Origin of the sequence: Actinomadura formosensis, assembly GCF_050948385.1 — a bacterium.
Lineage (GTDB): Bacteria > Actinomycetota > Actinomycetes > Streptosporangiales > Streptosporangiaceae > Spirillospora > Spirillospora formosensis.
Genome location: NZ_CP192011.1, coordinates 1,740,042 through 1,762,530 on the forward strand (window position 1 = coordinate 1,740,042; position 22,489 = coordinate 1,762,530).

Here is a 22,489-nt window from a genome sequence, read left to right on the forward strand (position 1 = left end):
CATGGACTTCGCGACCGCTGACCTCATCGACGACTTCGGGGACGAACTGCGCAGCTGCGAGACGCAGTTCCGCCGGTACGGGGCGCGGGCGTCGTTCGCCGGCCCGGTCTCGACCGTGCGCTGCCACCGTGACAACGGCCTGGTGAAAAAGCTGCTCAACACGCCCGGCGCGGGCCGGGTGCTGGTCGTGGACGGCGCCGGTTCGCTGGCGTCCGCGCTGCTGGGCGACATGATCGCGGCGGCGGCGGTGGCGAACGGCTGGGCCGGCGTCGTGATCAACGGTGCGGTCCGGGACGTGGCGGCGCTGCGCGGGCTGGACCTCGGTGTGCGGGCGCTCGGCGCCAACCCGCGCAAGAGCGCCAAGGACGGCGCCGGCGAGGTGGACGTCCCGGTGTCGTTCGGCGGCGTGGAGTTCCGCCCCGGCGACTGGCTCTACAGCGACGAGGACGGCATCGTCGTCGCCGGGCGCGAGTTGCCGCTGTGACCTGCGCGCGCCGCGCGAGATGCCAGGACATTCAGCGCAAGATCGGCTAAGTCGGCCCTAGCCGGGAGCAATCTCCTGTTCTTACCTACTTCTCAGCAACCCACCGGAGAGGTAGGGGAGACATGCGCGCCAAGAAGACGCTGCTGGTTCCCGCGGCGGCAATGGGGCTCATCGTGGGACTCGGGGCCGTGCCGGCCGCCGCACAGCCGAGACCGCCGATCCCGAAACCGACCGCGAACCCCTGGCAGATGCGGCACTGGCCGCAGACCCAGCCGTGGCAGCGCGGGCAGCCGTCCGCCCGCGCGTTCGCGGCGGGCGCCCCGCGCCCCATCGACCCGCAGAACTACGAGCTTCCCGACACGATGACGTGGGGCGACTACAAGAACGTCCCGGGAACGTCGTGGGCCGACCCGTACCGCAAGGGGTCGGTGAAGAACTTCAACGGCGCCGTCGTGCTGGTGGACTACCCGAACCAGCCGTTCGAGGTGACGCAGCCGAAGAACTCGTCGATCTTCGGCAACCCGACCGTGGCCGGCGACGTGCCGCGCGAGCGGGTCGCGAAGTTCTACCAGGACTTCCTCAACCGGCCGCAGAAGCTGAACCACGGCCACACGCTGCACGAGTACTGGATGGAGGATTCCGGCGGCCGGTACGGGGTGGACCTCACCGCGTTCGGCGCGTACCGGATGCCCGGCAAGGACCACGAGTACGGCCTCGGCTGGCCACAGGACGGGGCGGGCTGCCCCGCGGGCGACACCTGCGGCCGCGACCTGCGCAAGGACGCGCGGGCCGCGTGGGTCGCCGACGTCGGCGAGGCGACGGCCAAGAAGTTCGACTTCGTGTTCTTCCTCAGCGCCGGGCAGGACGAGTCGTCCACCTGGCAGGAGTTCGGCGAGATGAAGTTCGACACGAAGGAGAAGGTGCCGAGCGCGTGGGGGCCCGGTGACCCGAACCTGCCGAACTGGGTGAAGACCCGCTACGTCGAGTGGACGTCCTGGCAGGCGGGGTCCACGATCTGGCCGAACGCCGAGCCCGGCAGCTCCACCCAGGCGGAAAGCTCCGGCATGGCGGTCTTCGCCCACGAGTTCAGCCACATCCTGGGCATCGGTGACAACTACAACAACCCGTACGGCGTCCCGCCGCGCCGCGCCTACAGCGGCCCGTGGGACATGCTCAGCCGCGGCTCGTTCAACGGGCCCGGCGGCCCGCACACCCGGTGGACGATCCCCGCGACGAGCGGCGCGTCCATGGGCGCGCAGCACATGCTCCGCAACAAGATGAAGCTCGGCATGGTGGACCCGGCCAAGGTGCTGCAGCTCAGCCGGGACGCGCTCGCCTCGTCCGGCATGGTCGTCGCCAAGGTCACGGCCCGTTCCACGGAGCCGGGCAAGGGCGGCCTCGCGGGCATCAACCTGAAGCTGGGCCAGGGCGGCGACAAGAGCCCGGCCTGCGACACCGGCACCGACCCGCTCTGCGACGGCGGCGGCTACGACAACTACACCATCGAGGTCGTCGACCGGATGGGCACGGACTCCTTCACGCCCGACTCCGGTGTCCTGCTGGCGAAGACCAAGGACCGTGACCGGTCCCCGTTCATCTGGGTGAAGGACGCCAACCCCCAGGACATCAACAAGGTCGACTTCGTCCTGCCGGACGGCACCCCGAAGAAGATGACGATCGGCGACTACCGGCAGCTGTCAGACGCCCTGTACCACGCGGGTACGAACTCCGGCAGCGAATACGAGTATGTGGACGAGGCCAACCGGCTGCACTTCTACGTCCTGAACCTGAAGCGGGACCGGAGGGGCGTCCTGTCGTACACGGTCGCGATCAGCTCGCTGGACGGCGCCGGGCCGCAGCGGCGCGGCGTGCGGATCGACCCGGGGTACGCGAGCCCGACCGGCTCCGGCTGGATGAAGTGCACGATGACGCTCCGCAACACGGGAGGCGGCGGCAGCGGCCACCACGGCTCCGACGTGTTCCGCCTGCGGGCCGAGGCGTCCGGCGACGGCTGGACGACGTGGCTGCCGAACGAGCTGGCGACCGCGCGGGCGGGGGGCCGCACCGGCGTCGAGGTCTGGGCGAAGCCCGCGCCGGGCGCGTCCCGGCACGCGCGGCTGCGGCTGACGGGGACCTCGGAGAGCGACCCGTCGAAGTCCGGCTCCGGGACGTGCCGCCTGCGCTGACCCCGTAGCCGGAACGACCCGCGAACGCACCTCCCGCTCCCGACCACCCCGGGCAAGGGCCGGCGCAAACCAGCGCCGGCCCTTCGCCCTGCCCCTCCTGTAATGATCAGTGCAAAATGGCGCTCAAAAGAGGGCGGCGCGGGGCGCCCCAGGTCAGAGTGCGTTCAGGGCCGTGTCGGCGATGCTCTGGAGCGTCGCCCGGTCTGCGCCGCCGCGTGCGGCGACCTGGATGCCGCTGACCGTGGAGATCACGAAATGCGCCAGCGCGCCCGCCTCCCTGCTCCCGTCGATCTCGCCGGCGCGCATCCCGTCCTCGATGGCGGCTCTCAGCACGTCGAACCGCCGCCGCCTGTGCTGTTCGAGCCGTGCCGCGATATCGGGATCGTGCTGCCCGAACTCCACCGTCGCGTTCACGACCAGGCATCCGGAGGGATCTTCCTCGTCCGGGGCGGCCGCCCATTCCAGGACGGTGCGCAGCCGCTCCCGCACCGGCTTCGCACCGTCCTCCAGCAACGCGGCGAGCCGGGCCGCCCTGTAGTCCATGTAGTGCGTCAACGCCTTGACGAACAGATCCCGCTTGCTGGCGAAGGTGTTGTAGATGCTGCTGCGCCCGAGCCCGGTCGCCTCGCACAGCCCCTGCGTCGAGGTCGCCTCATAGCCGTCCGCCCAGAACGCCCGCATGGCCGCCTCGACCGCCCGCCTCTCCTCGAACTTCCTGGGCCGCCCCATACCCGCACCGTAACACGTTATGGACCGGTCGATCCAAATTTCGTCCGGCTCTTGGACCCGCCGTATCCGTGCCCGCCCTCAGACGTCGGGTGACGCGTGCGCCACCTGAATGTCCCGCTGCCGCCCCGATCGGACGAGCACGCCGCGTCCCGGCGGGACAAACCCGGTGGGGAGCTCGGCGCCGTACAACTCCGCCTCCCGGCTCTGGCCGGTTCCCAGCAGCACGGCAGGGGCGCCGATCGTGTGCAGGGCGCGGACCAGCGGGTCATGCGGCATGCCGGCGGAGGTCGCCAACCGTGCCACCACGACATGCACGCGGCCGCCGCGGACGGAGAGCAGATCCGTCAGGACTGTCTGGAGAGAGAAGCTGTCAGGGGCCAAATCAATCACGACGAGGTAGACCTCACCGTCCGGCGGCCGCTCGGCAATTCCGGCCACGAGCAGGAAGAACTCCTCGGGCGAGCCGGTGTACCCGACCCCGGGCTCCACCGGCTCGGAGAGGCCGAATTCGTGGGCGATCGACCGGAGGAGTCCGTGTGGATCGAGGACGTGGATCTGCGCTCCACGGCCGCCGGCCCGCGCCGCGATCCCCTTGAGGAGCAGGTGCAGCAGGTTCGCCCGGCCAGATGCGAGCGGTCCCGCGACCAGCAGATGCGGGTCCGCGTCGAAGTCCACGAACACCGGCTCCAGCGTCTCGCTCTGGGTTCCGATCGGAATGCGGCCATCGGCCACCGGGGGCAGGGCGCTCATGCGAACCCTGTCGGGCAGCTCGGGCGGATCATCGATCCAGTCGACCACCGCGAACCGCTCGTCGAACCGGGGGACGGCCACCCGGAGGGCATCCGCCTGTGCGGAATCTCCGCACAATATGACCAACGGGTCGTCGGGGTGTTCGCCTGTCGCCGCGACCAGTGCCCGCACTGCCTCGGGACGGAGGTAACCGGAAGCGTCCGCCTCGCCCGCGTGATGGAGCAGGATCACTCCGCCCCGGAAGGTCCGGAAGAGCTCAGAGAGTGACTCGGTCGTGTCGCGCAGATACCCGCCTATCGCGGACCAGGAGATCTTGCTCACGTCACCATGCGAGAGGATGCCCAGGCGGGAGAGGAGCCGCCCGTATACCGCCGCCACCGCAGCCGGCACCTCCACGTCCGGGCCCTGCCGTCCGGTGAGTATCAGATGGCGAGGCAGACGGCCGGCCATCAGGGCATCGGCGTCCCGCATGAGGAGTTCCCGGAACATCGGCTGGATCGATTGGGCATCGGCGGTGCCGAGTGCCTCCACGACTTCCGAAAGGAAGCGGAGGCGAGGTTCTTCCGCGGATTCGGGAGGCCGGTTGTGCACGCGGTCGAGGAAGGTGTGCAGAGCGCCCGTGGAGGGGGCCGGCGCCACGGTGAAGCGGCGCGGGGGGCCGCCGCCGGCGAGGAGGTAGGCCGTGCGGTCGCCGGGGAAGGGGAGGCTCGCCCGGCCGAGGACGCGCTGGAGTTCGGCGGGGGGCAGGGGGCTCGCGGCGATCCGCCAGCCGAGGAGGGGGAGGAAGCGGTCCCAGATCGTGGTGTGCTCGACGGTGGTCGAGGTGAGCAGGAGTTGCACGCCGAGGGCCCTGCCTCGTTGCGCCAGAGAGAGAAGCGCCTCCCCGACCCCGTGTCTGCCGGGAGGGAGTGGCAGCGACACGTCGGCCACGATGAGCAGGCGCGGCGGTGCTTCGGGCGCCGGCGGGGGCGGGGCCGGGGACGACCGGTCGCCCGGCCGGTAGTCGGCGAAGAAGTCTCCCCAGGCCCGGTCGACCGAGCCCGGGTCTTCGCGGTACCGCTCGTACAACTCGTCGACGAGCCATTGGTTGGTGCCGAAATCGGGGGCTCTTGGAAGGTCGCGCGGTGCTGCGGCGGCGCGGGTGTCCAGTTCGTCTGACAGGAAGTCGAGGAACTGATGCAGTTTCCGAGGCCGCGCGAGCAGCATGTGCTCGGAATAGCGGACGTGGGGGAGATCGAGGGGCTCGCCGAGAGGATGGTCGCTCAGGCCGGCGAAGGCGAAGGTGAGGGTCGCGGGGGAATGGCCGGCGGCCAGGGCGAGGGTGATGGCGCGGACGACGCGGTGCCGGGCCTCCGGGGCGCCGACGATCAGCCCGTGCGGAATGCCCGACGAGAAGTCGAGGGGGGAGAGGGTGAGGACGCCGCCGTCGGCGGCATGACCGATGGCGGGGTTCCGCGGCTCGGACGCGGGAAGCGCCCACGTCTCATGGAACATCCCGCTGGGCTCGGCGCCATTGAGCTTGAGGACGTCGAACTCCGGCACGGCCGGGGACGCGGAAGCACCGGGCGCGGGCACGGGGTCTTCCTCGGGCCAGGGGAGTTTCCAGGCGCTGGGGCCGCGCCGGCGCATCCGCTCGATGAGGGGATCGGTGACGTCGAGCGGTACCCGTGCGGGCTCGAAGTGGGGATGGGCCCGGTCCGCGAAGATGTGCAGGAAGGCGCCGTCATCACCCCTCGAACCGGTGTTCCAGCCGATGTGACCGAGGAGGGGGCCGGGCGGGGGCGAACCGTCCGGTGTGCAGAAGAGGAATCTGATGCCCAGCGGTCCTCCCGTCTCGCACAACCAGACGAGGGGGTCCAGCAGGTCGGGGCGTGCGTCCAGGAGCGGGCCGGTGTTGTCGAGGACGACGACCAGGGCGGGCAGGGGCTCGTGGGGCGCGCCGCCGGCGACCGCCCTCCGGTACTCGTCCCACGTGGCGAGGTCGGTGTCGTCCAGGACGGTGTCGCGGCGGATCCGCTCGTCTTCCAGCGCCGCTATCAGGTAGCTGAGCTGCGGCGAATCCGCTGACCCGGCGTGGACGGCCGCGGCGACATGAGGGAGGTTGCCCAGGCCGACGAAGGACGCGCCGCGGGAGAAGTCCGCGAAGACGAAATTGACGGTGCCGGGCGAGTGGGTCAGGGCGAGGCCGAAGACCGTCGTGCGCAGCAGCGCGTCGCGGGCGGCTCTCGGGCCGACGATCAGCCCGTGCGGGAGGGCCGCCTCGCCGTCGAGGACGTTCAGCGTCACGGGGTCACCGTGGTCCACGCCCAGCACCGTCGCGCGCGGGGGGCCGTCCCAGCCGCTGAGAGGGTCGTCGGCGGGGACGCCCAGGAGCCGCAGCAGGTCGGGACCCGTGCCCGGGGCGGGGGCGAGGTGGGCGCGGGTCCGCGGGGTGAGGAGGGCGAAGTGGTCGGTGTCGGCGGTCAGCGTCACCGGGCCGCCGTCGGCGGGCAGCAGCGCGCGGAAGGTCTCGGCGGCGGTGCCGGCGCGGCGTTCGATCTCGGCGGAGACCGCCTTGAGGACGTGCCGGGTGTGCTGCGCCTCGGGGCGCGGGAGGGTGTCGAGCAGGGCCTCGCGGGCGCCGGGGACGAACTCGTAGCGGACGTCGTCGATCGGCCGGAGCAGGCCGCTCAGCAGGACCTCGGCGAGCCGGCCCGGTCCCGAGCCGCCGAGGATGCGGTGCTGGATGAGGCGCATCACCGGCAGGGACGGGACGGAGACGGCGACGTGCGCGGCGAGTTCGGCGGCGCCCGGGGAGGCGGTGGTGAGGAAGCGGCGGACGCGTTCGGCGATCGGCAGTTCGCGCTCGCGGTGCAGCGGCGCGGGCCCGGCCGGGCGCGGCGGCAGTGCGGTGATCGCGGCGGGCTGCGGGTCCGCGCCGGAGACCAGGCGGGCCCAGGCGGCGAACCAGCGCGGCGCCACCTCCAGGACGGGGACGGGCACGCCGGGCGGCACGGCCCCGTCGTGCGGGGTGAAGCGCAGGCCGGTGTTCGGGGCGCCGGGGCGGGGGAGGACGGCGAGGCCCGGGGCGGCGGGGGCGGCGGTGCGGCGCCAGAGGCGTTCGGCGAGCGGCTGGAGGATCGCGACCGGCCCGGCCTGGGCCCAGCGGCGGACGGCGCCGGCGGCACGTCCGTCCCACCAGTGCGGGCCGGAGCAGTCGCTCAGGACGAGAACGGCATGGCGGCCGGACGCGTCCAGCAGCGTCCCCGGGGCTCGGCCCGGCGCGTCGGGGGCCGAGGCTATACGGCCGCCGGTGTCGAGGTAGGTGAGGTGGACGTCCCGGAAGGCGCCCTGGCGGGCGAGCGTCTCGGCCAGTTCGCGGGCGAGGGGGCGCCAGAGCCGCATCGTGGGCCCGGTGTCCACGACCAGGCTGAGGGTGAGCCACCGTTCGGGCGCCGGGACGAGGACGGGCGTCCACAGGCGGGTGTCGGCGATGCGCGCGGCCGTCGCCTCCTCGTCCAGCTCGCGGCGGTGCCGGGAGGGGACGCGGCGTTTCAGCGGACGCAGCGCCCGCTGCACGCCCAGCGCGTCCGCCAGCATCGGGGCCGTCGGGACGAGCACCTGCGCCGCCTCCCCGGCCGGTTCGGCACCGGGAGCGGGACGCGGATGCAGACCGGCCGGCGGCTCCGGCTCCGGCGCCGCCCGAGCCGGAGCCGGCGGGAGCGCGGGCTCCGGGGGCGTCGCGCAGGCCCCGGACGGTTCCGGCGGGGCGGAGGCGGAACGTTCCCCGGGAGCGGGGGAGATGTGGCAGGCCAGCCACAGCATCTCGCTCAGCTCGCGGGCGTCCGGCGGCGGGCCGATGGCCGACAGGGCCTCCCGCAGCCGGTCAATCGTCATCGATCGGCCCGGTCAGGTAGGGCATGATGCGGTCGGCCAGCGCGCGGCGGTCCGCGGCGGCGGCGTGGCGGCACAGGTAGACGGCGTTGAGCAGCTGGTCGGTCGCCAATGTGCCGGACGTGGAGCGTTCGAGGAAGCGGCGGACCAGGTCGTCGCTCTGCTCGGCGAGCGGCCCCAGATGCTCGCGCACGATCGCCGACAGTTCGGCCGCGCCGGAAGGCTGGCGCAGTTCCACGGTGACGCATCGGCGGAGGAACGCGGGCGGGAACTCGCGCTCGCCGTTGCTGGTCATCACGACGAACGGAAAGGCGTTGCAGCGGACCGTCCCGGCGGTGACCGTGACGCGGGCACCCGGCCCGTCGGCGGTCATGACCTCGGCGGACGGGTCGGCCCGCCGGGTCAGCTCCGGTATCTCGTACTCGCCCTTCTCGAAGATGGTGAGAAGGTCGTTGGGCAGATCGATGTCGCTTTTGTCGATCTCGTCCACCAGCAGGACGCGAGGACGCGCATAGGGGAGCAGCGCGGTCCCCAGAGGCCCGAGGCGGATGTAGCGGCCGATGTTCTCGTCTGCGGGCGCGTCGGCCCGTCCGGCCGCGTACAGGCGGGTCAAGGGGTCGTATTGGTACAGCCCGTCCCGCAGCGTGGTCCGGCTGGTGATGGGCCAATGCAGGACGGGCCCGAGACCGAGTTCGTGAGCCACCGCATAGGCCAGCGTCGACTTCCCGGTGCCGGGCGGCCCCGTCACCAGCAACGGACGACGCAGATACAAGGCGGCGTTGGCCTGCTGCACGGCATCGTCCGACGGCCGGTATGTGGTCGCCTGATGCTCGTTCCCGGAACCGCCGGGCGGAGACGGCAGAACGGGCCCGCCGTCGAACGCGCGCCAGGGCGGCGGGTCGGGCAGCCGGCCGAGCGGGTCGGCGCCGTCCTCGGGACCATTCCGGCTCCCGGTGTAGATCAGCCAGTCGGGCACCTATACCTCCATGGCGAGAGGGGGATCGGGAAGCCGGGACGGGTCGTCCCACAGCAGCGTCAGGTCACGTCCGCAATGCGGCTCGTCCTTGGGGGCGATGAGCGCGGCCTTGCGCAGGGCGAGCGCCACCTGCGGCAGGTCGCCCGGGTGCCGGTCGCCGACCGCGGCGGTCAGCTCGTCCAGAACGCGGTGGCCGCGGCAGTCGCCGTGGGACGGCGCGTCGCAGGGGGTGCGCGTCCAGAGCATGACGGGGATGCCGTTGTTGAGCGCAGCCGTCAGCCAGCTCCTGACCGGACGCGACCCGTACACGAGCACGCAGAAGTCGACGTTGGCCTCAAGCCAGTCCTGGAAGTCGCGGCCCTTGCGGGGCGCGTCGCAGGCGATGGGGCGCGGGTCGCTGCGGCCGCGCTCGTGCAGCAGCCGCCAGCGGTGGTGGGCCTGGTCCCGCCGGATCGAGTCGGGCCGCATCCGCTCCACGTCCCGCACCACCACCGGATACCGGCGCATCGGGATCTTGTTGCGGGGGTCGAGGTACCACTGCTCGAACGGCTTGCCGAGCCAGCTCTCCGGCACCGCGAACTCGATCATCCAGTCCCGGCCGAACAGCGCGGGCGCGAGCGCGGCGACGCCCGCCTCGACGACCGGCCGGACCCGCCGCTCCGGGACGCGCTCGGTCCGCCGGGACGGGCCTTCGGCACCGTCGATCCAGGTGTGCACGGTCACGTCGAAGGCGTTGTCGAACGTCACCCGCTCCAGCCGGACGATCACCGACGCGGGGCCGGACCGCGCGGGGGCGGGCGCCGCGCCGGGCAGATGCCGCGCCGACCAGGCGGTGAGCCGCCCGCGCGCCGCCTCCGGCAGCTGCGGGCCGAGCGCCGCGAGGTAGCGGACGAGCCGGTCCCGCGGCCAGCCCTCGGCGACGTACCGCACCGACGCCCACGCGGACCGGAACCCGCCGAATGCCGGGCGGCCGGTGATCCGTTCGAGGCCGGCGCCGAGCGGGTCGGTGAAGCGCACGCCGCGCAGCAGTTCGCGCAGCTCCCGCCGCGCGTCCGGGGTGAGCCACCGGAGCGGCAGCAGGTCGTCCAGCTCCTCCCAGTACGTCCGGATGTGCGGGAGCGGGAGCATCCAGCCGAGGTTCGCGCGGTCGCCGTATCGGAGCTCGGCGTTCGTGACCATGCCGATGACCTCGCCCGTGACCGCGTCGTACACGGCGGACCCGCTGTAGCCCTCCTCCAGCCACTCGTCCGGCCCCGTCTTCAGCTCCCACCATTCGCGCCGCATCCCGCGGTGCGGGGACGTCGTCACGGTCGCGTGCCGTTCGTTCTGGTCGGGGCGCCGGGGGAACCCGCAGACGGCGAACGTCCGCCCGCCGAGGGCGTGCTCGTGGAGGTCGTCCGGGGCGGCGAACCGGGCGGGCCGGTAGGGGACGGGCCGGCGCAGTTCGAGGACGGCGACATCACCGGGGTCGCCCGCGCGCCGCCAGTCGCCGCAGCGCACGACCCTGGCGGGCAGGTCCTCCAGCAGGCCCGGGAAGCCGACGCGTGCCTCGTCCATGCCCTGGACGGTGTGGGCGCAGGTCAGCAGCCGTGTCTCGGTGATCAGGAACGCCGCGCCGAGCTTGCCGCCGGAGGGAGGGCCGACCCAGGCGCGCCACTGCCAGTCGTCCACGATCCCGGCTACGCCTCCTCCGCGGCCCCGGCCCCGGGGGCCGGCCGGCCCCACGTCATCTTGACCTTGAGGTGCCCCTCCACGGACGTCTTGGCGATGACGGCCCCGGCCGCCGCGTTGAGCTTGACGCCGAACTCCAGCTCGACCGTGTCGGGGTCGAGACCGCCGCCGCGCAGCGCCGCGAGCGCCGACTGGGCCGCCTCCCGGACGTTCTCGAACGCGTCCTCGAACTTGCCCGCCGCCTCGTGGAAGATGTCCCCGGTGCGGGACACCGACTGGAATCCCGGTTCTCGATCGTCGCTCTCCACGACGATGAACCCGTCCTCGGTCCGCCAGCGCACCAGTTCGTTCACGATCGCCCCCTCACCCGGGCAAATCTACCAAGATCATCCTTATCGGATGCTTCGCCGGGAACCCCACGGCCACAGGAGGACACGATGATCACAGTCGAGCAGGTGCGGGCCCTCGCGCTGACGCTGCCCCGCACATCGGAACATCTCATCCGGGACCGGGTGAAGTTCCGCGTCGGCTCGATCGTCTACGTCGCCTTCTCACGGGACGAGACCGTGATGGGCTTCGCCTTCCCCAAGGAGGAGCGGGCCGCGCTGGTGGCCGCCGAACCGGAGAAATTCCACCTGCCCAGCGAATCGGACATGCGCTTCAACTGGGTCCACGCCTGGACGGAGGCGCTGGACGAAGCCGAAATGGAAGAACTGGTCATCGACGCCTGGCGCATGGTCGTCCCGAAGAAGGTCGCCGCCGCCCGCCTCGGCGACGCCTAGTGCGGCGGGGGCATCGGGTGGAGGGCGTTGGCGGCGGTGCAGCCGGCCTCGCCCGGCATCCGCTGCATCGGGGACGGTGACCACACGCTCGTCCGGCCCGGTGCGACGCTGGCGAGGACGCAGTCGAACGCGTCCGACAGGTACGGCTTCACCCTCAGCACCAGGCCGACCGCGGCGCCCTCGGTCGCGAACTCACGCCGGATCGCCGGGTCGAGACGCAGCGACGCGACCGCGGCGCGGACCTTCGCCTCGTCCGCGCTGCCCCCGGCCGGGACGCGCGGCAGCGCCTTCTCCAGCTTCTCGACCGGGATGTCCGGCGTCTTCGGCCACGGTTCGAACGTCAGCGGTGCGCCGGGCGGGCACGCCACCTGACGGGTGCCGTACCGCCGGAACTCGCCCGCCGTGGAGAACCGCATCCGGAAGCAGTGCCGCACGGTGACGGACCCGGCGGGGAACGGCCCGTCCTGCGGTGCCGTGCCCGGCACCCGGATGACGAGGGTCACCCCGGCCCCGGCGGTCGAGGCGCCCGACACGCCCATGACCTCGACGCCGTCGAGATCCGCCGCCCGGTGCGCCAGATCCCGGGCGGATTGGACCCGGGAGGTGTAGATCTTGTCGCCGGCCAGGTCGGCGGCCTTGCGCGCGTCCGTGGCGGCCCGTTCCCCGGACGTCCCGGCATCCCCGGAGTAGGGGACCTCGCCGCAGGCGCCCAGCAGAACGGGCAGGAGGAGAAGCACGGCACGACGCATGGGATCATGATCGCCGCGATCGGGACCCGGCGGAATCCGTACATGTACTCATTCGGCGTTGAGTGCGGTCTCGGCGGGCCGCATCTCGGGCTCCGCCTCCTCGGCCGGTTCCGGCTCCGGTTCGGTGACCGGAGGGCGACGGCCCCAGGCCATCGCGGCGGCGAAGCACGCGAACGGCAGGGCGGGCAGCAAGTACCGGTAGTCGAAATCGACGGTGACCGGGGGAATGGCCAAAAGCGCGACCCCGGACGTCCAGAAGAGTGCGGTCCGCGCGCGCGCCCGCCGCCACACGATCCCGGCCGCGCCGGCGAGCAGCACGATCCCGAGGACCGTGCCGGGCATCCTCACACGCTCCTGATAGGTGCGCATCACCTCGGCGTAGGGTTCCACGATGTGGGTGCGTCCGGTGCCGTGCGAATACTCGTACACGACCGTCCGCCGGTCACCGCCGCCGAGCACGCGGAGGCCGGGCTTGAACGCGGTGGGCCTCGTCGGGAAGTGGTACCTGGCCTCGGTGCCGACCGTCGGGTACCGCGACCGGTGCCATGAGAACGTCCGGACGAAGAAGTCGTACGACACGACCCGCAGGTAGTCGAGCGGCTGATTCCGGATCGCCCAGAGCGCGAACCGCTGCGCCCGCTCGTTGGTCTCCTCGTCGAACGCCTTCCCGTCGACCCACCCGGTCGGCGAGTCGTCCGCCCAGATCTGGTGGGACGAGGCGGGCCGCTTCCCCTTCGCGCCGTGCGGGCACAGGCTCGCCAGGTCGGGGGGCGGCGGGTGCGCGCCGCAGTCGGCGAACGCGGCCGTCCGCCCCCACAGGAAGATGCCGTCCACCCCGGTCATCGCGAACCGGCCGTGCTCCCGCTCGAACCATGTCGCGTACGCGCCGACCGGCAGCACGAACGCCGCCGCGAGCGCCACGTACGCCGGCCATCTCGTCCGCCGCACCAGCAGGTACAGGACGACGATCAGGAGCAGCGGCAGGCCGACCGTCCGCGTGACGGCCGCCACGCCCAGCAGCGCCCCCACCACGGCCGCCCGCCGCCACCCGGTCGCCCCCGGCTTCGCCAGCACCAGCAGCGCCCCGACCAGCAGGACGGTGAACACGGTGTCGGACAGCAGCAGATGCTCAAGCTCGATCTGGTAGGAGTCCAGCAGGATCGGCGCGACCGCCAGCGCCGCCCACGTCCGCCGCACCTCGAAGTCGCGGACGAGCATCCGGTACGCGAGCACCGCCAGCCCGACGATCGCCGCATGCTGCAGCGCCGTCACCAGCGCCAGGCTGTGGAACGGCTTCAGCGTCCACAGGAACAGCCCGTAACCGGACGGCCGGAGCGGATGCGGGAACGGGTCGTCCGCGATCCGCAGGAAGTCGTAGCTGTCGTTGAACCACAGCACGCCCCGGAACCCCAGCATGGTGACCACCCGCAGCACGATGCCCGCGAGCAGCACCACCGTGAACAGCAGGTTGCCCCCGACCGCGGCGGGCACGGCACCGGTCTTCGGGCGGCGAGCGGCGATGGAGGAGAGCAGCACCGGGAACCTAACTGTGGACGTGCGGCGAACGGAATCTCGCGCCGAACGGATATCGGCCGTGTCACGCCGGGGGCGGGCCTCCTGGCGGCGTCACCGCGTCCGCCCACGTATGAGCCGAGATCATACCAGCGCCCCCACCAGCCCCTCAGCCGTCCAACACCTCGATCACCGGCAACGTCCCGTCGATGGTGGCCCCCGCCGACTCGGGGGGGATCGCCTCGTCCCCCCGTAGTGTGGTGGTGATCTTCATCGGCACGCGCGGGGTCACCAGGTACTTGCCCGGAGGCAGCAGCCGGTGGCCTGGAAGGACGATCTTGATCGTCGTCGTCCATCGGCTCATGGTGGCGCATTCCGCTTGGACGAACGGCTGGTGCTGGTCGGTCGTCTCACTCCTGACGGGCAGGATCTTGGCATTTGCCGTCTTCTGCGGAATTTCGTTTTTCTTCGCCGGGGGGATGCGGTAGAACGCCAATACCTCGGTGCTCTTGGCGTCGAGTTGATCCTTGTCGAGCCCGATGCCCCACTGGTACCAATGGGTCTTGGGCGGCTTCGCCCCTCGTCCAAGGCATTGACGTTCACCACTCGGCGTGTAGTAGAGACTCCCGGGAGTGCGTGCCCGGAACTGCTCCACGATGCGCACTTCCGTCCCGGTCTTCGCCCTGGCGGGAGCGACCGAGTACTTGAGGTCGATGTACGGCGTCTCGGCGGCGGGCAGGTGAGCTTGACCCAGGAGAACACCCGGCTTCGTGAAGTAGGCGTGCACACCGGCGTGGCTTGTCCCGCCCACGCTCGGACCGGGCCAGAAGTACCAGGCCGCGATCACCGCGCCGACTCCCACGGCGCCGATGCCCGTGGCGCCTTTCGTCCCGCCGACCTTGCTCAGGAAGCCCTTGGAGGCGGACGTCCCGGCCTTCGCCATCGTGTCGACCGACGTGGCGCCCTGGGCAAGCCCGGCCGACACATGACCCGCCGTCGTAGCGGCCATCGCGCCCGTGGCGGACGCACCGGGCGTCAGAAGGGCGCCGCTGAGCAGCGCGAGCGGGACCGCCGCCACCACGGCCGCGGCGACCACGCCGAGCGCGAGGAGCCCGCGCCTTTCCCAGTCGGGCCCGTAAGCCTGGACGGCGGCGGTCTCCAGTTCGCCCACGAACTCGTAGGCGTTCCAGACCCGCTCGCCAGGACTCTTCGTCAGGCCCCGCCGGACGAGCGGGCGCAGCGGCTCCGGCACCCTGTCGAACGATGCGAAGCCTTCCTCGTGCGAGGTCTTCAACTCGGTGAGCGTCGTTCCCCCGAAGGGCTTCTCGCCGGTGACGCATTCGACGAAGACGCACGTGGCCGCGTAAAGGTCGGTCGCGGGTGTGGCGGGTTCACCGGCCCACTGCTCCGGTGCCATGTAGGCGGGCGTCCCGGCGTGACCGCCCTGCCCGGTGAGGACGGCGACACCGAAGTCGATGAGCTTGCTCTGCCCGTCGTCCTGGACGAGCACGTTCGCGGGCTTGTAATCGCGATGGACGACTCCGGCCGCGTGCGCCGCGGCCAGCCCGAGGAGCGAGCCCTTCAGCGTCGCCAGCGCGGCCTCGGGTGCCAACGGCCCTTCGCGTTCGTCCAGTACCTTGCGGAGCGGACGTCCGGGGACCGCCTCCAGGATGATCGCCGCACCCCACGGTGACTCCAGATAGTCCAGTAGCCGCGCGACATGCGGGTTGTCGACCCGCTTGAGCATCTGCGCCTCAGCACGGAAGACGCTCCAGGCTGCGGTGTCGCCGAGCAGGCCGGGAGCCAGGTACTTGATCGCGACCGGCCCGCCGCCGGACTCGTGCCGCGCGAGGACGACCTCGCCTTGAGCACCCGATCCCAGCTCCGCCAGTTCGATGAAGCCCGGAAGCCGATGTTCGCTCGGGGTCACTGGCCCGTATTGGTCTGGATCTCGCTCACGACGAGCGGCGTGGGCGCCGATGACACCGGGTTCCGCCCGAGGCTGCCGCCGGGTGAGTCGCATTCGGCGCCCTCACACGTCCACGTGACGTCCCACCAGATGGTCGCCGTGATCTTGTAGGAACCGCCCGGCTGCGAGGCCGACGACAGCTTGTAGGCGTAATGGCAGGTCTTGCCGTCCTTGCTTCCGGCGCCGTCGCAGACCAAGTCCTTCGTCTCCCCCAGATCCCACGTCACGGAGCTGGGTTTCGCGGTCAACTGCACCTTCTGCGCACCGAAGGTGATCGGCTGGGTCTGCACGTCCTTGAAGCCTTCGACCCACAGGGAGGTCCGCAAACGCACGTACGTCTTGTTCTTGGGGGCCGTATGCACGATGACCGTGGGGAACCTGGCGGACGCCCGTGCTGTGGCGACCAGATCCGCTGTGGCGGGCGGCGCCGGCGCGGGAGCGGCCACGCCGGGAACCTGGACGACGCCCGGCGCCTCATCGGGAGTCAGACCCTCCGGCGGTGGAGGAGCCACGGGGCCGCTGTCGCCGCCGCCACCGGTTCCACCTCCGCCTCCCCCTCCTCCGCTTCCGGGGGTGTGGCTGGTCCCGTTGCAGTTCGCGACCACGTTGTTCGGCAGACTGCACGGAGCGGCCTGAGCCGGGGCACTGACGAGCAGGGGCATGGTCAGGGCCGTCGCCGTGAGCGCGGCGGTGGCCGCCCGGCGCCCGGCGGGGGTATGGGGAGACATCTGGTGTCCTTCCCTGCGGACCGTCAGCATTGGCGGTCCCGGACATTGGCGGCGACCTTCCAGGTGCCGGAGTCGTACTGGACGGTGGCCCGGTACACATAGGCCCCGCCGGGGGGATTCCCCGTCCGCGCGCCGGTCTTGGCGGAGTAGCGGTAGGCGGCGAGGGTGCGGACGCAGTCGATGACGTAGACCTTGGTGCTGTCCTTGGAGCGCGCGTAGACGCGGGGGTTGAACGTGTTGGTGAAGCGCCAGATCACGCCCTTGGCCTTGGTCGCCTCCACGTCGTTGGTGACCTCGGTGAGGAGGGGGTCCATGGCGACGGCGGCGAGGCCGGTGGGGTCGTTGGTCTCGTATGCCTTCTTGTAGGCGTCCTGGTAGGCGCGGTAGCGCTGGAGGACCGTCTGGTAGAGCTGCGCCGTGGGGACGGCCGAGGGTGTGTCGGCGGCGGGTGCGGTGGTGGCGGCGCCGTCGTCCAGGGTGCCGTTCGGGGCGAGTTCTCCGCCGGAGGACGAGTGGGCCGAGCCGCATCCGGCGGCGGCGCCCACGGCCAGCAGGACGGGCAGCCAGACGGCGCGGCGGAACCCGAGCGGGGAGGAACGTACCAACCGGGCGCGCATCGTCTTCCCTGAGAGGCAGCCGACAACGGGGGTGGAATACGCGCGAAAGCTTACAGAGATGGGTGTGGTGAGAAAAGAGATTCGTTGCGAACGACTTGACCTCGACCATGCTTGAGGTAACAGGGTGGGGGGTGATTGCCGCTGATGGGAGGGGTCGCATGCGCGCTGTGTGGTTGAGGGAGTTCGGCGGGCCGGGGGCGTTGGTCCCGGGGGAGGCGCCTGATCCGGTTCCGGCGGAGGGGCAGGCGCTCATCGGGGTCGAGTTCGTCAACATCACGTTCGTGGAGACGCAGATGCGGTCGGGCCGTGGCCCGGCTCCGGTGCGGTTGGAGCCGCCGGTCATCCCCGGCAACGGTGTCGGCGGCGTGGTGACGGCGGTCGGCGGGGGCGTGGACGAGGCGCTCGTCGGACGGCGGGTCGTGAGCGGCACCGGCGGTACCGGCGCTTACGCGGAGCAGGTGGCCGTGGACGCGGCGGGCCTGTTCGAGGTGCCGGAGGGGCTGGCGCTCGATGACGCGGTGGCGCTGCTGGCGGACGGCCGGACCGCGATGATGATGCTGCGGGCGGCGGACCCGCGTCCGGGCGAGCGGGTACTGGTGGAGGCGGCGGCCGGCGGGGTCGGGACGCTGCTCGTCCAGTTGGTGAAGGCGCGGGGCGCGACGGTCGTCGCGGCGGCCGGGGGCGCGCACAAGACCGAGATCGCGATGCGCCTGGGCGCGGACGAGTCCGCCGACTACCGCGAGCCCGGCTGGGCGGACAAGGCCGGTGACGTGGACGTCGTCTTCGACGGCATCGGCGGTGATGTGGCGCGGGAGGCGTTCGGCCTTCTGCGCGGCGGCGGACGCATGGTCAGCTTCGGCCTGGCGTCCGGGCGGTGGGCGGACATCACCGAGGACGAGGCGGCCGGACGCGGCGTGACGCTCCTCCAGCCCCAGGCCACGCCCGCACAGCTTCGGGAGTACACGGTGAGCGCGCTCGAAGAGGCCGCCCATGGGCGGCTGATGCCGGTGATCGGCCAGCGGTTCCCGCTCGGCGGCGCCGCCGACGCGCACGCCGCGATCGAGTCGCGCTCCACCGTCGGCAAGACGCTCCTGGAGGTCCGCCGTGCCTAACCGACCCTCTGCAAGAACGATGTCAGGGAGCGTTCGTAGGCGGCCGGGTCGACGTTCCACGATTCGGTGTGGTCGCCCGGCGTGGTGATGTGCGTGACCATGCCGGGCGGCGCGGTCCTGGCGAAGGTGTAGGCGGGGCCGTTGTCGACGGTCGCGTCGTCCTTGGCAGTGAAGAGAAGGACGGGCGTGCGCAGGCGAGGCGCGTACCGGCGCTGGTCGTAGTCGGTCAGGTCGATCCCGATGCGCTGCTCCAGGATGCGCTTGGCCACGTCGGTGACGAAGCCGGGCAGGTTGCGGGCGTCGCCCTGCTTGTCCAGGGTGGCGCTCCAGTCCAGGACGGGGGAGTCGAGGACGACCCCGCGAACGAACGACGGGTCCTTGCGCAGGGCCGTCATCACCATCGCGCCGCCCATCGACCATCCGTACAGGACGACACCGGTCGCGCCGTGTGCGCGCGCGTAGCCCATCGCGGAGACGACGTCGTTCCATTCCGTGTCGCCGAGATGGTTCTTGCGGTCGCCGGACGAAGGCGCGCCCACGTCGTTCCGGTACGCGATCGACATCATCGGCAGCCCCAGCTTGTGCACGGGCCGCATGGCGCGGAACGTCTCCGCCTTGTCCGCGTTCCGTCCATGGACGGCGATGACCCATGTGCCCTTGGGCGAGGCGCCCGGCACCCACCACGCCGGCATCGGCCCCACCTTGGACGGATAAGTGACGTCTTCAAAGGGCAGCCCCAGGGCCTTCTTAGGGTCGCCCTCATACAGCCAGTGGTCCATGGCCGCCGGTGCGCCCTTCACCAGGGCACCTGAGACGACCGATGCCACCTTCCGCACGACGTGCGCATCGTCACCGCCGACGACGGGCCCGAGCAGGGCGCGCCCGTTCTTCCAGACGAGCGCCCATGTTCCCGGGCGCTCCGTCTCCAGCTCCCGCGGCAGCGTGACCGTGCCGTCGCGTGCGTCCACGATGGTGAGCGGGTATTCGGCGGCATGGTCCACCTCGATGGCGACGCCCGCGAAGTACCAGCCGGTACCGCCGAGGGCCGCGCACAGCAGCACGGTGAGCGCGAGGGACACCGCCATCAGCGGGCGGGCGCGGCGGCGGCGCCGTGGGCGGGCCACCGGGGCCGGTGACTCTGGAGCTTCGGTCGGCACGGCATACGAAGTTAGCCCTTCCAGGGGCACCGGCGGCACCTTCAACGAAGGTGATCAGACGCTCCCGATCGCCGACACCAGGCCCAGCGCCAGCACCATGTCCAGGTGGATGAACGTCTCCAGCTTCGCGCCCGGCGGGACGTCCGGGTCCCCGGCGAGCCGGTCCAGGACGGTGAGCGCGCCGGCGCTGTCCAGGTCGTCCGCCAGCGCGGCCTCCGCCCGCGCCGCGTAGTCCCGGCTCATGGGGCGGCCCGGCGAGGTCGCCCACTCCGCGAGCTTGCCGCGCCACGCGTCCAGCCGTGCGCTCGCGGCCGACAGGCGCTCGTCCGACAGTTCCACCGGCTCCCGGTACGCGGCCTCCAGCATCACCAGGCGCGCGGCCAGCGCGTCCGGCGGCTTCACGCCGGTCTCGGCGGGCACGGCCAGGCACAACGCGTCGGCGTCCGCGCCCGAGGAGACGTAGACGTCGGCGTCGGCCAGCGGGTCGTCGAGCATCTCGAACGGCGCGACGCCGTAGTCCGCCCAGGCGCCGTCCGGGGGCACCGGGGTGCTCACCAGCCGGACGCGGCGCCCGGACCGCTGGACGATCCGGCGCAGCAGATCGGCGACCACCAGCGTGCGGTACCCCGCGCCGGGAAGGATCTGGACGCGCAGGCCCGGCCCGGCGGGCAGTGGCTCCGCACGTCCCGTCCGATGGTCGTACAACCGCAGCATGCCCCCACCCTAGGCGGGACGCGGCCGGATCGGAGCGGCCGGATCGGAGCGGGCGGATCAGACGGGCGGGTCAGAGCGGCCGGTCGGACGCCGGCGGCCCGAACGGCGTCGGCGCGGCGCCGTCCGACCGGCGGACGGCCGCGAACCGGAGCCGCACGTAGTCGGCGACCCACCCGGACTCGCGGCGCAGCGCGGGCGCGGCCAGGTCGTTCACCCGGTCGAGCAGCGGGTCCACCAGTTCCGGCGGGACGTCCGCCAGCGCGCGGGCCGCGTAGGCGCGGACCCAGTCGGCGGCGCCGTTCGGGCCCTCGGTCATCCGGGTCGGGCGGTCGGCGTGCTCCAGCAGCCGCAGCGTGAACCCGGCCTCCTCCAGCCTGGTCGCGTACGCGGCCGGGCTCGGGAAGTACCAGGGCAGCTCGGGCTCGCCGAGGCCGAACACCCGCCACGCCGTCTGCATCGCGACGATCAGCTCGGCGCAGTTCCCGGCGCCGCCGAGTTCGCCGACGAACCGCCCGCCGGGCCGCAGCGCAGCGTGCACGCGGCTGATCACGGCGTCGGGGTCGCGGGTCATCCAGTGCAGGGCGGCGTTGGAGGCGACCGCGTCGAAGGAGTCGCCGACGGTGAAGTCGTGGGCGTCTCCGACGACGAAGGAGAGGCCCGGGTGCAGCGCGGTCGCCTGCGCGACCATGTCCGGGCTGCCGTCGATGCCCAGCACCTCGGCGCCGCGCTCTGCGATCTCCGCGGTGAACGTCCCGGTGCCGCACCCGAGGTCGATGATCCGCTCGCCGGGCTGCGGGTCGAGCAGATCGACCAGGGGCGCACCGTGCGCGGAGACATACCCGAAGGCGGAGTCATACGTCGTCACGGCCCAGTTCACTGTCATAATTTATCCGAGAAAGTCCTGCGAGGAGGCGGTCTTGCGCATGGCGGACGTCACGTCCGAGGTCCGGATCGTCGGTGCTGAGCGGCCGGACGGGCTGACGCTGCGCACCGTCGGGCTGTCCGCGCGGGGCCTGCCCGAGGTGCGCGTCGAGGCTCTGCCGCCCTATCTGGGGGACGGCTGGGCGCGCGTCCTCGGCACCCTGGCGCGGCATCTCGCGGCCACCGGGGAGCCGCCGGGGGAACTCGCCCCGGGCGTCGAGGTCCGGTTCAGCACGGCCGACGACGGCGCGCTGATCCTCGCCCCGCCGCCGGGCCGGGACGCCGGGTGGCACCGGGACGTTCTGATCCGGCTCTTCCCCGAGGCCCGGATCTGACCTGCCGCTTCCGGATCTTGGCGGCGTGTGTCACCCAGGTCACGGAGGGTATGAGGCGGGCTGAGACGACACGTTCGGGGGTGCGTGGTGCGGATCAGGAAATTCGCCGTCTTCGGTGCCGGGCTGCTGCTCGTGGCGGGATGCAGCCATGCCGGCGAGCGGCGGGCGCGGACGGCCGGCCAGCAGGCCACGCTGAGCCACCGGCCGCGGGCGGCCCCGCCGCCGGCGCCGCCTCCGCCCCGGAGGATCGACTGCGACCGGGTCGCGTGCGTCGCGCTCACGTTCGACGACGGGCCCGGCCCCTACACGGCGGGCCTGCTCGACACGCTGAAGAAGGACGGCGTGCGCGCCACGTTCTTCATGCTCGGCGAGAACGTCGGCGCCCACCGCGACGTCGTCCGCCGGATGACCCTCGAAGGCCACGAGCTGGCTGACCACAGCTGGTCGCACCCGCAGTTCACCTCGCTGTCGTCCGCCGAGGTCCGGTCGCAGATCCAGCGGACGCAGAAGGCCATCGCGGAGGCGTCCGGCGGGGTGCGGCCCACGCTGATGCGGCCGCCGTACGGGGCGACGGACAAGCGCGTCGGGCGGGCCGTCGGGATGCCGCTGATCCTGTGGAGCGTCGACACGCTCGACTGGCGCTACCACGACGTCGCCCGCAACATCAGGGTCGGGACCAGGGAGCCGAAGCGCGGCGGCATCATCCTGTTCCACGACATCCACAAGACGAGCGTCCAGGCCGTCCCGAAGGTGGTGGAGGGCCTGAAGAAGCGCGGGTTCACGCTCGTCACGGTGTCGGAGCTGCTCCAGGGCAGGACCCTCAAGCCGGGCGAGACCTACAGCGAGCGCCTCCCCGCACCCGAGCGGGTGAAGACGAGCCCGCCGCCGACCGGATCGCCCGCAGGCCCGCCCCGCACGCGCCCGGTGCCCACCGGCTCCGGCTAACCGGCTCCCGGCTCCGCGCGGCGGGGACGGCGGCGCGGCGGCGGCTGCGGCGGGACGACCTTCGCCGCGACCATGGTCTCCTCCGGCACCTCGACCAGCTCACCGGTGCGCCGGCGCACCGTGAGGGTCTTGTTGGACCACGATTCGAGTACGCCGACGACGTCGCTGTACTCTCCCGTAGGCAGGCGGCGGCGCAGCGAGATCCGCTGGCCCACGTCCGCGCCACTGATGGAGACCACCAGCCGCGCGGCGAAGCGGGCTGACATCTGAGGACCCCCG

General features: G+C 72.2%; 20 protein-coding genes. 6 read left to right on the top strand and 14 right to left on the bottom strand.

Going from position 1 to position 22,489, the window contains the following annotated elements:
• The first annotated feature begins 1 nt into the window (after position 1).
• Positions 2–484, top strand: coding sequence for a ribonuclease E activity regulator RraA (rraA, locus tag ACQP1N_RS08160; protein ID WP_067794955.1), 483 nt, complete (start codon positions 2–4; stop codon positions 482–484).
• 122 nt (positions 485–606) lie between these two features.
• Positions 607–2,670, top strand: coding sequence for a M6 family metalloprotease domain-containing protein (locus tag ACQP1N_RS08165; RefSeq protein WP_242608809.1), 2,064 nt, complete (start codon positions 607–609; stop codon positions 2,668–2,670).
• 153 nt (positions 2,671–2,823) lie between these two features.
• Here ACQP1N_RS08165 and ACQP1N_RS08170 read toward each other — a convergent pair whose 3' ends face one another.
• The 5 genes from ACQP1N_RS08170 to ACQP1N_RS08190 all read right to left on the bottom strand — a co-directional run bounded on the left by ACQP1N_RS08170 (position 2,824) and on the right by ACQP1N_RS08190 (position 11,022).
• Positions 2,824–3,399 (bottom strand): TetR/AcrR family transcriptional regulator, encoded by a 576-nt coding sequence (locus tag ACQP1N_RS08170; RefSeq protein ID WP_433230145.1) that lies wholly within the window; start codon positions 3,397–3,399, stop codon positions 2,824–2,826.
• Positions 3,400–3,477: 78 nt separating this feature from the next.
• Positions 3,478–8,025, bottom strand: a complete 4,548-nt coding sequence (locus tag ACQP1N_RS08175) for an SAV_2336 N-terminal domain-related protein (protein WP_433230147.1) — start codon at positions 8,023–8,025, stop codon at positions 3,478–3,480.
• Positions 8,015–8,998 carry an AAA family ATPase gene (locus ACQP1N_RS08180; RefSeq protein ID WP_067794948.1) on the bottom strand — a complete coding sequence of 328 codons (984 nt, stop codon included), beginning with the start codon at positions 8,996–8,998 and terminating at the stop codon, positions 8,015–8,017. The genes ACQP1N_RS08175 and ACQP1N_RS08180 overlap by 11 nt, the downstream gene beginning before the upstream one ends.
• A complete protein-coding gene (locus ACQP1N_RS08185) occupies positions 8,999–10,669 on the bottom strand; it encodes a trypsin-like peptidase domain-containing protein (RefSeq protein WP_433230150.1) in 1,671 nt (556 codons plus the stop codon).
• A gap of 8 nt (positions 10,670–10,677) precedes the next feature.
• On the bottom strand, positions 10,678–11,022 hold the full coding sequence (locus ACQP1N_RS08190; RefSeq protein WP_067794942.1) for a CU044_2847 family protein: 345 nt from the start codon (positions 11,020–11,022) through the stop codon (positions 10,678–10,680).
• An 84-nt stretch (positions 11,023–11,106) separates the two neighbouring features.
• Between ACQP1N_RS08190 and ACQP1N_RS08195 the strand changes: the two genes are divergently transcribed.
• Positions 11,107–11,451, top strand: coding sequence for an MmcQ/YjbR family DNA-binding protein (locus ACQP1N_RS08195; protein ID WP_067794939.1), 345 nt, complete (start codon positions 11,107–11,109; stop codon positions 11,449–11,451).
• On the opposite strand, the gene ACQP1N_RS08200 is transcribed toward ACQP1N_RS08195, so the two are convergent.
• The 5 genes from ACQP1N_RS08200 to ACQP1N_RS08220 form a co-directional block, all read right to left on the bottom strand.
• Positions 11,448–12,200 carry a hypothetical protein gene (locus ACQP1N_RS08200; RefSeq protein ID WP_084262644.1) on the bottom strand — a complete coding sequence of 251 codons (753 nt, stop codon included), beginning with the start codon at positions 12,198–12,200 and terminating at the stop codon, positions 11,448–11,450. The genes ACQP1N_RS08195 and ACQP1N_RS08200 overlap by 4 nt on opposite strands.
• Before the next feature lie 48 nt (positions 12,201–12,248).
• The gene (locus ACQP1N_RS08205; protein WP_067794929.1) at positions 12,249–13,736 is read right to left on the bottom strand and encodes a hypothetical protein; all 1,488 of its coding nucleotides are present in this window, start codon (positions 13,734–13,736) and stop codon (positions 12,249–12,251) included.
• A gap of 145 nt (positions 13,737–13,881) precedes the next feature.
• Positions 13,882–15,642 carry a serine/threonine-protein kinase gene (locus ACQP1N_RS08210; protein WP_433230155.1) on the bottom strand — a complete coding sequence of 587 codons (1,761 nt, stop codon included), beginning with the start codon at positions 15,640–15,642 and terminating at the stop codon, positions 13,882–13,884.
• The gene (locus ACQP1N_RS08215; RefSeq protein ID WP_433230157.1) at positions 15,639–16,127 is read right to left on the bottom strand and encodes a hypothetical protein; all 489 of its coding nucleotides are present in this window, start codon (positions 16,125–16,127) and stop codon (positions 15,639–15,641) included. The genes ACQP1N_RS08210 and ACQP1N_RS08215 overlap by 4 nt, the downstream gene beginning before the upstream one ends.
• 305 nt (positions 16,128–16,432) lie before the next feature.
• Complete coding sequence (locus tag ACQP1N_RS08220) at positions 16,433–17,026, bottom strand: hypothetical protein (protein WP_067794919.1); 594 nt, start codon at positions 17,024–17,026, stop codon at positions 16,433–16,435.
• A gap of 158 nt (positions 17,027–17,184) precedes the next feature.
• Here ACQP1N_RS08220 and ACQP1N_RS08225 point away from each other — a divergent pair, with 158 nt between their 5' ends.
• A complete protein-coding gene (locus ACQP1N_RS08225) occupies positions 17,185–18,138 on the top strand; it encodes a zinc-binding dehydrogenase (protein ID WP_067794917.1) in 954 nt (317 codons plus the stop codon).
• Here the strand turns inward: ACQP1N_RS08225 and ACQP1N_RS08230 are convergent.
• The 3 genes from ACQP1N_RS08230 to ACQP1N_RS08240 all read right to left on the bottom strand — a co-directional run bounded on the left by ACQP1N_RS08230 (position 18,135) and on the right by ACQP1N_RS08240 (position 20,886).
• A complete protein-coding gene (locus tag ACQP1N_RS08230; protein ID WP_433230161.1) occupies positions 18,135–19,262 on the bottom strand; it encodes an alpha/beta hydrolase family protein in 1,128 nt (375 codons plus the stop codon). The two genes, ACQP1N_RS08225 and ACQP1N_RS08230, sit on opposite strands and share 4 nt — an antisense overlap.
• 87 nt (positions 19,263–19,349) lie before the next feature.
• A complete protein-coding gene (locus ACQP1N_RS08235; RefSeq protein ID WP_067794911.1) occupies positions 19,350–20,009 on the bottom strand; it encodes a hypothetical protein in 660 nt (219 codons plus the stop codon).
• Between the two features lie 70 nt (positions 20,010–20,079).
• Positions 20,080–20,886 (bottom strand): class I SAM-dependent methyltransferase, encoded by an 807-nt coding sequence (locus tag ACQP1N_RS08240; RefSeq protein ID WP_242608810.1) that lies wholly within the window; start codon positions 20,884–20,886, stop codon positions 20,080–20,082.
• A gap of 46 nt (positions 20,887–20,932) precedes the next feature.
• On the opposite strand from ACQP1N_RS08240, the gene ACQP1N_RS08245 reads away from it, so the two are divergent.
• Both ACQP1N_RS08245 and ACQP1N_RS08250 read left to right on the top strand, forming a co-directional pair.
• Positions 20,933–21,265: a hypothetical protein gene (locus ACQP1N_RS08245; protein ID WP_433232618.1), complete on the top strand. Its 333-nt coding sequence runs from the start codon at positions 20,933–20,935 to the stop codon at positions 21,263–21,265.
• Positions 21,266–21,352: 87 nt separating this feature from the next.
• Positions 21,353–22,210, top strand: a complete 858-nt coding sequence (locus tag ACQP1N_RS08250; protein ID WP_433230165.1) for a polysaccharide deacetylase family protein — start codon at positions 21,353–21,355, stop codon at positions 22,208–22,210.
• Here the strand turns inward: ACQP1N_RS08250 and ACQP1N_RS08255 are convergent.
• Positions 22,207–22,476 (bottom strand): putative acetyltransferase, encoded by a 270-nt coding sequence (locus ACQP1N_RS08255; RefSeq protein ID WP_067794902.1) that lies wholly within the window; start codon positions 22,474–22,476, stop codon positions 22,207–22,209. The two genes, ACQP1N_RS08250 and ACQP1N_RS08255, sit on opposite strands and share 4 nt — an antisense overlap.
• Between the last annotated feature and the right edge of the window lie 13 nt (positions 22,477–22,489).